Below are 9,678 nucleotides of genomic sequence, written 5' to 3'. Positions count from 1 at the left end.
TTATCTGTCTTATTTGTGTGTTTAAAATATAAAAATAGCAGGAAAGCAAAAATCTTTCCTGCTATTTTTCTTTTAGATAACCTCATTAACAATGCTAACTTAATGACATTGGGCTGAAAAGTCTCCTCTTTTTTTGAAAGGAGAAAACGTGTTTAAGTATATAATAAAAAGAATAGCCCAAGCTATACCGTTGTTAATAGCTATTACGGCAATATGCTTTACTCTTATAAACCTTGCTCCATACGATGCTGTGGATGCAATTACTACTCCTAAAATGACAAGAGAAGAGATACGGTCAAAGAGAGAAGAATATGGATTAAACGATCCTGTACCTGTTCAGTATATAAGATGGGTGCAAAATATATGTAAAGGTGAATTAGGATATTCTTTAGTAAAGCATACAAAAATAGAAGATGATTTAAAAGAAAAAATACCAAATACTATAAAACTAGTGTTGCCATCGTATATGACGGCTTTTATTCTAGCTATAATAATAGGCCTATTTGCAGCCTATCATAAAAATCAAAAGATTGATAGAGTGATAAATACAGCAGCATCGGCAGGACTTGCAGTACCTACATTTTGGCTTGCATTGCTTGCTATTTACCTCTTTGGATGTAAATTAGACTTACTTCCAATAATGGGAATGTATAAAATAGGTGATGACTCATTTGGAGATTTTATGCTTCACTTTATAATGCCGTACTGTGTACTTGTTATAGGATTTTTACCAGATTTAATAAGATATGTAAGAAGTTCAGCAATAACACAGCTTGGAGAGGATTATGTGTTAGTACAGAAGGCATTTGGAGCTAGTAAAAAGGAAATTCTGTTTAAGCATGTAATGTGGAATGTACTACTTCCGATGGTTACAAAGCTTGGTATGTCTTTACCTATGCTTGTTACAGGAGCGGTTATAACAGAAACAGTATTCTCATGGCCAGGAATAGGAGTTTACTTTGTAAAAGCAATAAGCTCTCTTGATTATCCAATAGTTATGAGCATTTTAGTTCTTTCTGGATCATTGGTAATATTAGGAAACTTATTATCAGATGTACTTTGTGCGTTAATAGATCCAAGAATAAGAATAGAAAAATAGTATTTCAGAAAGGAGACGGAAAAATCCGTATTATATAGATAAATGAACAACAGAAGATTTGAAAATGTAAAAAGAATATTCTGTACTGATAGAGCTACTCAGCTTTCACTATTATTTTTAGTATTAGTAATAGTTTCTAGTGTGGTTGTCGCTTTACTTCCAATAGATCCAAATGCTATAGATATAGGGAATATGTTACAGAAACCTTCTATGGAACACCTTTTTGGAACGGATGAGTTAGGAAGAGATTATTTTATAAGGGTTCTTAATGGAGCAAAAATTTCTCTAATAGTAGGTGTTTTAGCTATGGCTACATCTGTTGCTATAGGTGTAACATTAGGAATAATTTCAGGATATTTTGGTGGTATAGTAGATAGTATAATAATGAGAACAGTAGATGTATTCTGCTCTGTTCCTTGGATAATAATGGTTACAGTAGTCAGTTTAATATTCAAAAAAGGACTTTTTTCTATAATAATTGTAATTGGTTTATTCAGCTGGATGGAGATTGCAAGACTAGTACGCTCAGAAACTATGAGTGCTAAAAATAGAGAATATGTCCAGTATGCAGAATTAATTGGTGTACCAAAATGGACTATAATGACTAAACACATACTTCCATCAATATACCCACTTATAATAACATCTGCAACATCAGCAATAGCAAATGCAATAATGGTAGAAAGTGCGATGAGTTTCTTGGGGATAGGAATTCAGGCACCTATGGCAAGCTGGGGAAGCTTACTTCAAACAGCACAGACTAATTTAGCAAAAGCACCTTATATGGCTTTTATCCCAGGTATATTAATAGTACTTACAATTTGTTCTTTCAATAAATTAGGAGACTTATTAAGAATATATGTAGAGCCAAAAATATCTCAGGAGGAGGAATAATTTATGAGCGATGTATTAAATGTAAAAAATCTACAAACAGTTTTCCACACTCCTAAGGGCGATGTAAAGGCTATAAGAGGAATTGATATAAGTATTTCACAGGGAGAAATTTTGGGAATAGTTGGAGAGTCTGGAAGTGGGAAAAGTGTATGTATGAAAAGTGTAATGAGGATACTTCCATCAACTGCCGAAATAACAGCTGATGAAATAAATTATAAAGGTGAGAATATCCTTTTAAAAACAGAAGATGAACTTAGAAAATATAGAGGAAAAGAGATGGCGATGATTTTCCAAGATCCAATGACATCTTTAAATCCTCTTAAAAGAATTGGAAAACACTTAACAGAAGTTGTTATGAGACATAGAAATTGTAGCAAAGAAGAAGCTTATGATATAGCCCTTGATATGCTAAAAAAAGTTGGAATTACAAATCCTGAAATGAGAATGAAACGGTATCCACATGAATTCAGTGGAGGTATGAGACAGAGGGTTTTAATAGCTATGGCTCTTTGTTGTGAGCCATCTCTTTTAATAGCAGATGAGCCTACAACTGCACTTGATGTAACAATTCAGGCCCAGATACTTGAATTATTAAAAGAAATAAATAAAGATAGAAATATGTCTATAATTTTAATCAGTCACGATATGGGTGTAATGGCATCTACATGTACAAAGGTCGCTGTAATGTATGGTGGTATAATTGTTGAAGAAGGAACAACGGAGGAAATCTTTAATTCGCCAAAACATCCATATACAAAATCATTATTAGAATCAATACCAGATATAAATAAAAGTAGACATACAAGACTTACAACTATTGAAGGAACACCGCCGTCATTATCAAAAATGCCAAAAGGATGTCCATTTGCTGATAGATGTAAGTACAAAATGGAAAAATGTGAAAATGAGCTACCTAAACATACTGAGTTCTCAAAAACACAAAAAGCAGCTTGTTTCTTAGCTGGTAAATTTGAGGAAGGAGTTGATGAAAATGGAAAATAGTAAAGAAGTTCTTTTAGAAATAAAGAATCTAAAAAAATCTTTCCATATCAAAAACTTCTTTGGAAAAACTATAGGGGTTGTAAATGCTGTAAATAACGTATCTTTTGATATATATAAAGGTGAAACATTTGGACTTGTTGGTGAGTCTGGTTGTGGTAAGTCAACTCTTGGTAGATGCTTGTTAAAAATGCAGGATGTAAGCGATGGTAATATAATATATAATGGTACAGATATAACTACTGTAAGTGAAAAAGAATGGGATAAGTACAGAAATAAAATACAGATAATTTTCCAGGATCCATACTCATCTCTAAACCCAAGCTGGACTGTTAAACAGCTTATAGAAGAACCATTAAAGCTTATGGGACTTGGAAAAGACGAGATAGAAACTAAGATAAAAAACATTTTATCAATAGTTAGAATGAATGAAGAGGATATGGAAAAATTCCCTTATGAATTCAGTGGCGGTCAGAGACAGAGAATAGGGATAGCTAGAGCTGTAATTTCTGACCCAGAATTTATATTCTGTGATGAACCTGTTTCTGCACTAGATGTATCTGTTCAGGCTCAGGTTATAAATATGCTTAAAGATTTACAGAAAGAATTTGAGCTTACTTATTTATTTACATCACACGATTTATCTATGGTTTATTATATAAGCGATAGAATAGGTGTTATGTATTTAGGGAATATGGTTGAAATAGGAGATAGTGAGGATGTATTTAGAAATCCTGTTCATCCATACACTAAGGGTCTTATAGCATCAATTCCGACTGCAGATGATGTAGAACATGAACATAAAGATATTATGAGAGGGGAGCAGCCAGGACCAATGAATATTCCAAAAGGATGTTGCTTCTCTACTAGATGTCCTTATGCAGATGAGAGATGTAAAAACGAAAAACCAGAACTAAGAGAAGTTAAAAAAGGACATGTTTGTGCATGTTTTAAATATGAAGAATTAATATAAAAAATTTAGGATATATAGTATTAGGAACTGTTGCAGTGTTGTAACAGTTCTTTTTGTATGTAGAAAACATATAGTTTAACTGGATGCTTTTTTATATTTTATGAAATACTATTATAAAAAGATTTTAAAATGCTATTATAAAAATATTTACAAACCAGTTAAATGTAAAAATAATACCACTTACTTTAAATATATTGATTAGGCTTAAAAAGATAGTATAATAAAAATAAGAAAATAAATAATTGTTAATAATAAGATATTAATAAGAAAGAAGGTAATATTATGGGAATTTTTAAGAAAAGTATAATATTAGACATAGAAGATCCAACTAAACCTCGGAACTTAGTTGAAACAATAAAAGCAGTTGAAAAATACTGTGTAGAAAATAACCAGACTTACAAATTTATATCAGACAATGAAGTTGAAATAGACGGCGTATTGTATGAAGTTGCAGAGCCAGAGGGAATAATTATGAGAGGAAATTACTTTGTAAAGATAAAAGAAAAATAGAGGAGTGGTATTATGAAAAAAGGGTACACAGTTTTAAAAAATGGAGTAAAAATGCCAAACCTAGCATTTGGAACATTTAAGGTCAATGAAGGAGATGATGTTCAAATAATATTAGACGCAATAGAAGCTGGGTATAGACATTTTGATACAGCTGCATTTTACAACACAGAAGAAGCTCTTGGAAAAGGGTTAAAAAAATCAGGCTTACCTAGAGAGGAATTCTTTGTAACTACAAAAGTTTGGAAAACTAGAATGGGATATGAAGAAGCAAAGAAGTCTTTTGAAGAATCTTTGGAAAAACTTGATATGGACTATGTTGACTTGCTACTTATACATTGGCCAAGACCAGATGAAGAAACAGATTGGAAAAAGCTAGATGTTGAAACATGGAAGGCGTTTGAAGAGATATATAAAGAAGGAAAAGCAAAAGCCATCGGTGTGAGCAACTTCTTAAATCACCATATGCAGAATATATTAGGTAATTGTGAAGTTGAGCCAATGGTTAACCAGATTGAGTTCCATCCAGGATATATCCAAAAAGATGTTGTAGATTTTGATAAAGAGCATGGAATTGTGGTTGAAGCTTGGAGTCCACTTGGAAGAGAAAGAGTATTCAAAGATGAACTTTTAAACAAACTTGCTCAAAAATATGGAAAGTCTGTTGCACAGATTTGCTTAGCTTTTGCACTTCAGATGGATGTAGTTCCTTTACCAAAATCTTCATCTATTGAAAGAATGAAACAGAATATGGATATAAACTTTGAGCTTGAAAAAGAAGACTTTGAAAAAATACTTAATATGGAAGAAACAGGTTGGTCTGGATTAAATCCTGATAAATTTTAATTTAAAAATAAGGTGTCATAATTTTTTCTAAAAACTAAGTAAAAAACTAAAAAAAGAGGGTTAAAATAAAGCGAATACCGACAATACTGCAGACGCCTTGCATCTATGAAATGTGTTACTTTAATAGTGCAAGGCGTCGAATCCTGGAGATGAGCTTATTTTAACCCTCTTTTTGATTTTACTTACTTTTTAGAAAAAATATGACATCTTATTTATATACTCTCAGCTCTTTCTAGTGCAGTATCTATAGAAGGACATACATTTTCTCTTCCTATATCATCTATAAATCCTGATTTTTCCATAAACTGAAGTGGCTGTTCATTTACATGAGAGAATATAAGCACAACATTGTATTTCTTACATTTTGCATGAAGTTCTCTCAATTTATTAAGTGAAGTCGTATCCATCGCAGGAACACTTCTCATTCTAAGAATTATCGCCCTCTTAGTTTTATCAAATATTACATTATTTATCTTATCCGCAGCTCCGAAGAACATAGGGCCTGTTATTTCAAATACTAGTACATCTTTTGGAACGTATCTTAGTGATATGTTTCCAGCATCTGTATCTTCGTCGTAGTTTTCGTCCTCTTCTTCAATATATTTCCATCCATAAACGTCTGTAACGTCTGCCATACGTCTCATAAAAAGTACAGAAGCAAGCACTAAACCAAATCCTATCGCTATAACTAGGTCAAATACAACTGTTAATGTAAATGTAGCAACAAGAACCATTATATCGCTCTTTGGAGATTCTTTTATTACATCTACAAACTCTCTCCACTCACTCATGTTGTACGCAACCATAAATAGTATCGCTGCTATACAAGGCATTGGTATTAATGCAGCATAAGGCATTAATAATAGTAGAGTTATAAGAAGTACAATTGCGTGAACCATACCAGCTATTGGAGAACGTCCTCCATTTTTGATATTTGCTGCAGTTCTTGCTATTGCTCCTGTTGCAGGTATCCCACCAAATAAAGCAGATGCTGTATTTCCGATTCCCTGTGCAACAAGTTCCATATTAGAGTTGTGTCTACTACCAATCATACCGTCTGCAACAACACAAGATAAAAGTGATTCTATTGCAGCAAGTACTGCTATTGTGAACGCATCTGGTAATACGTTTCTAACTGTATCATATGTAACTGTAGGCATTGTAAAATGAGGTAGTGATGATGAAATTGTGTATAAATCACCGATTGTATTAACATTTAAATCCATTACTTTTACTAATGCAGCACTTACTAAAACTGCTATAAGTGATCCTGGTATTTTTTTAGATATATAAGGCCATACAATAAGTATTGCTAGTGAAGTAACCCCTACTAAAAGAGCAGTAGTGTTTATTGTAGATATGCTTCTAAAAATTTCAGCTACTTTTTCAATTGTTTCTATTGGTGAATTTTCGAATGTAAGACCTAAAAAGTCTTTTACTTGTCCGATAAATATAGTTACAGCTATTCCTGAAGTGAATCCTGTAGTGATTGTATAAGGTATGAATTTGATAAGATTTCCCATTTTAAATATTCCCATAAGTATAAGGAATATCCCTGCAAGTATTGTCGCTACTACTAGTCCGTCCATTCCGTCTGTGGCAACTATCCCTGCTACTATTGATGCAAATGCTGCAGTAGGTCCTGCTATCTGGACTTTACTACCACCTAGTGCAGAAATTAAAAATCCCGCTATTACCGCCGTATAAATCCCCTGTTCAGGTCTTACACCCGACGCAAGTGCAAGTGCTATCGATAAAGGTAGAGCAATGATTGCTACTATAATCCCAGCGGTTAAGTCTTTAGTAAATGACTTTGCTGAGTAACCCTTCATCGAGTGGACCAATTCTGGTCTTAAAGTTCTCATAAATAGTTCCTCCCAAATATATTTTTAATTATCACATTAATAGTTTACCATTTTAACAAGTATATTCAATGATTTTGACTTTTTTATATATATTAAATTCATTTTATAATTTATATTCATTTTAACTTCAAATTAAATGGCTATATTTCAATATTTATTTTATAAATTTTTAGAAAAAATGATTGTTAAAATGCAAACTTTATTTTCGATTATTCACTTTTAGTTAAATGTAAACTTATCCTGAAGAAAAATAGCAGTAAAATAATAAAAAATAGTGAAGTTACACAAACTCTCAGCTTTTTTATTGCTAAAAAAACTATTAGATAATATACTAATTTGTAGTAACCACAAAAATTTTAAAAAAATTTATAAAATCTGTGAACCAATTATAAACGACCATGCTCTTATATACAGATGCATCGATAAAGGAGGTGTTAAGCTTGGAAGATAGAGAACTTGTTGAAAAAGTTGCCAATGGTGATTTTGAAGCATTTGAAGAGCTCTTTAACAAATACAAAGGTACCGCAATGAGAACTGCTTATCTAATATGTGGCAACAAAGCTACAAGTGAGGACATTGTTCAAGAAACATTTGTCCAATGTTATCTAAACATAGGCAGCCTTAAAAATCCGGATTATTTTAAAATTTGGTTTTACAAAATACTTACAAGAATGGCATGGAAACTTTCCAAATTAGATAAAAAGAATGTTCCAATTGATGAAATATTTGCAAAGGCAGAACGGGAACAAAATCACGAAAGCGACAATATTACAAAGTGTCTGGAATCAGAAACTGTTGAAATTGTCAGAAGTGCTGTAAATAATCTCGATGAGAAGTATAGAGCTGTGGTTGTACTATATTATTTCAATGGATTTAGCGTAAAAGAAATCGCTAATATGTTGGATATCTTTGAAGGAACTGTTAAATCGAGACTTTTCAAAGCTAGAAGGCTTTTAAAGGGGAAGATTGAGTCACTTAATTATTTTGGAGGTGTGAACTATGAAAAAGGATAATGTAGATTTAAAGATAAGAAAAGCAATGGTAGATATGTCTGAAGATGTTCAGCCTTCAGATGATATGTTCGAAAAAATAAAATCACAGATAGAATTTGAACAGAGTAGAAAGGAAAAGGTGGTTACTATGAAGAGAAATAGAAAAATGTTAAAAGTCGCATCAGTAGCCTGTGCGTTAATGATAACAACTGTAGGAGTATATGCAGGTGGAAAGGCAGTTGGATATTTTGGAAGCTCATCAAATGTGTATAAATACAAAGAAGTACCTACAATAGAACAGATGGAAAAAGAAACAGGAGTTAGAAGAGCTTTTGTAGATGAATTTGCAAATGGATATAAATTTGACGGAGCAGTTATTGAAGATTTAAATACAACTGGATCAAATGGAGATGCATTAGATAAGACTAAAGCTATGAACCTAGTTTATAAAAAAGCTGGAGAGCCAGAAGTATTTGTGGATGCTCATAAGAAAATGCCATCAGAAATAGCTTTAGAAGAACAGGATGGATATAGAACAGTCGACGTTAATAGAACAAAATTATTCGTTTCAAGTTTAAATATGAGATTTGTTCCAGCAGACCATGAAAAAACAGCAGAAGAAAAACAGTTAGAAAAAGAAGGTAAGATGACTATATCTTACGGAAGCGATAAGATTGAAGATAAAAAGTCAGTTACAGTAGCTTGGGAAAAAGACGGTGTTAGATATTCAATATCTTCATTATCTGATGAAGGAATGCCAGAACAGACATTAATAGACATGGCAGAGGAATTAATATAAATGCTATCAGAGCTTAGAGAAGCGATACTACACTACATACCAGTATTACCAATAGTTTTATTCGTTTTATCTCGATATAAAATGAAGATATATGATATGAAATTGTACTCTACAGGCAAGGTTTATGAAGGGAATGGAGATTCTAATCTCCATTTCCTTGCTTGCGTTGTGTACACGTTTTTAATAACTGGTATGGTTTCAGCTGCTGGGATACCGTCTGTAATAGATTTTGGATTTGGAATAAATTATTTAAACTTCAACTTTATACCATTTGCTGTTAATGGGGTTAGTACAAATGTGTTGAATATAATAATGTTTGTACCTTTTGGTTTTATGCTTCCAATTATGTGGAAGGAATTTGAATCTTTTAAGAAAACTGCAGAAGCAGGATTTTTATTCTCATTATTTATAGAAATTACGCAGATGTTTAACTTTAGAGCAACTGATTTAGACGATTTAATGATGAATACACTTGGAACTGTGATTGGATTTGGAATTTATTATCTTTTATTTGTGAAGATATTTAAGAATAAAGAAGATAAGAATAGTTTTAGAAATATACTTAGAATGGGAAGTCAGTACAAGTCTGTATTTTACAGTGCTCAGAGTTTGTTGATTTAACTGTTTTATCTATTGTTTCTTATGCTATAATAGGATCTTTAGTTAGAAACTACTGCTTTTTATTTATTTAATAATTCAAAATG

Annotated in this window: 10 protein-coding genes; 9 read left to right on the top strand and 1 reads right to left on the bottom strand. The window is 32.1% G+C overall.

Annotation, left to right across the window (positions count from 1 at the left end):
* The first annotated feature begins 148 nt into the window (after window positions 1-148).
* The 6 genes from ACK2WN_RS05970 to ACK2WN_RS05945 all read left to right on the top strand — a co-directional run bounded on the left by ACK2WN_RS05970 (window position 149) and on the right by ACK2WN_RS05945 (window position 5,318).
* On the top strand, window positions 149-1,099 hold the full coding sequence (locus ACK2WN_RS05970) for an ABC transporter permease (RefSeq protein ID WP_416155081.1): 951 nt from the start codon (window positions 149-151) through the stop codon (window positions 1,097-1,099).
* A 42-nt stretch (window positions 1,100-1,141) separates the two neighbouring features.
* Entirely contained in the window at window positions 1,142-1,993 is an 852-nt protein-coding gene (locus tag ACK2WN_RS05965) for an ABC transporter permease (protein ID WP_270839530.1), read from the top strand.
* Between the two features lie 3 nt (window positions 1,994-1,996).
* Complete coding sequence (locus tag ACK2WN_RS05960) at window positions 1,997-2,995, top strand: ABC transporter ATP-binding protein (RefSeq protein ID WP_300531210.1); 999 nt, start codon at window positions 1,997-1,999, stop codon at window positions 2,993-2,995.
* Complete coding sequence (locus ACK2WN_RS05955) at window positions 2,985-3,965, top strand: ABC transporter ATP-binding protein (RefSeq protein ID WP_416155080.1); 981 nt, start codon at window positions 2,985-2,987, stop codon at window positions 3,963-3,965. The genes ACK2WN_RS05960 and ACK2WN_RS05955 overlap by 11 nt, the downstream gene beginning before the upstream one ends.
* Before the next feature lie 282 nt (window positions 3,966-4,247).
* Window positions 4,248-4,475, top strand: a complete 228-nt coding sequence (locus tag ACK2WN_RS05950; protein WP_416155079.1) for a DUF4318 domain-containing protein — start codon at window positions 4,248-4,250, stop codon at window positions 4,473-4,475.
* Between the two features lie 12 nt (window positions 4,476-4,487).
* Window positions 4,488-5,318: an aldo/keto reductase gene (locus ACK2WN_RS05945; protein WP_416155078.1), complete on the top strand. Its 831-nt coding sequence runs from the start codon at window positions 4,488-4,490 to the stop codon at window positions 5,316-5,318.
* Window positions 5,319-5,530: 212 nt separating this feature from the next.
* Here ACK2WN_RS05945 and ACK2WN_RS05940 read toward each other — a convergent pair whose 3' ends face one another.
* Window positions 5,531-7,183, bottom strand: coding sequence for a SulP family inorganic anion transporter (locus tag ACK2WN_RS05940; protein ID WP_416155077.1), 1,653 nt, complete (start codon window positions 7,181-7,183; stop codon window positions 5,531-5,533).
* A 431-nt stretch (window positions 7,184-7,614) separates the two neighbouring features.
* Here ACK2WN_RS05940 and ACK2WN_RS05935 point away from each other — a divergent pair, with 431 nt between their 5' ends.
* From ACK2WN_RS05935 to ACK2WN_RS05925, 3 genes are read left to right on the top strand one after another with little or no spacing between them, the layout of a single operon-like run.
* The gene (locus ACK2WN_RS05935) at window positions 7,615-8,196 is read left to right on the top strand and encodes an RNA polymerase sigma factor (RefSeq protein WP_416155076.1); all 582 of its coding nucleotides are present in this window, start codon (window positions 7,615-7,617) and stop codon (window positions 8,194-8,196) included.
* Entirely contained in the window at window positions 8,183-8,974 is a 792-nt protein-coding gene (locus tag ACK2WN_RS05930; RefSeq protein ID WP_416155075.1) for a hypothetical protein, read from the top strand. The genes ACK2WN_RS05935 and ACK2WN_RS05930 overlap by 14 nt, the downstream gene beginning before the upstream one ends.
* Entirely contained in the window at window positions 8,975-9,595 is a 621-nt protein-coding gene (locus ACK2WN_RS05925; protein ID WP_416155074.1) for a VanZ family protein, read from the top strand.
* The last annotated feature ends 83 nt before the right edge of the window (window positions 9,596-9,678 follow it).

The organism is Peptacetobacter sp. AB800 (assembly GCF_047807365.1).
Lineage (GTDB): Bacteria > Bacillota > Clostridia > Peptostreptococcales > Peptostreptococcaceae > Peptacetobacter.
This window is presented reverse-complemented; position numbering and strand designations above follow the sequence as displayed.

What these genes read in the sequence shown, in the direction of transcription:
- ACK2WN_RS05925 (WP_416155074.1), top strand. Translation starts at nt 8,975, where the DNA reads ATGCTATCAGAGCTTAGAGAAGCGATACTACACTACATACCAGTATTA.
- ACK2WN_RS05930 (WP_416155075.1), top strand. Translation starts at nt 8,183, where the DNA reads ATGAAAAAGGATAATGTAGATTTAAAGATAAGAAAAGCAATGGTAGAT.
- ACK2WN_RS05940 (WP_416155077.1), bottom strand. Translation starts at nt 7,183, where the DNA reads ATGAGAACTTTAAGACCAGAATTGGTCCACTCGATGAAGGGTTACTCA.
- ACK2WN_RS05955 (WP_416155080.1), top strand. Translation starts at nt 2,985, where the DNA reads ATGGAAAATAGTAAAGAAGTTCTTTTAGAAATAAAGAATCTAAAAAAA.
- ACK2WN_RS05945 (WP_416155078.1), top strand. Translation starts at nt 4,488, where the DNA reads ATGAAAAAAGGGTACACAGTTTTAAAAAATGGAGTAAAAATGCCAAAC.
- ACK2WN_RS05965 (WP_270839530.1), top strand. Translation starts at nt 1,142, where the DNA reads ATGAACAACAGAAGATTTGAAAATGTAAAAAGAATATTCTGTACTGAT.
- ACK2WN_RS05960 (WP_300531210.1), top strand. Translation starts at nt 1,997, where the DNA reads ATGAGCGATGTATTAAATGTAAAAAATCTACAAACAGTTTTCCACACT.
- ACK2WN_RS05950 (WP_416155079.1), top strand. Translation starts at nt 4,248, where the DNA reads ATGGGAATTTTTAAGAAAAGTATAATATTAGACATAGAAGATCCAACT.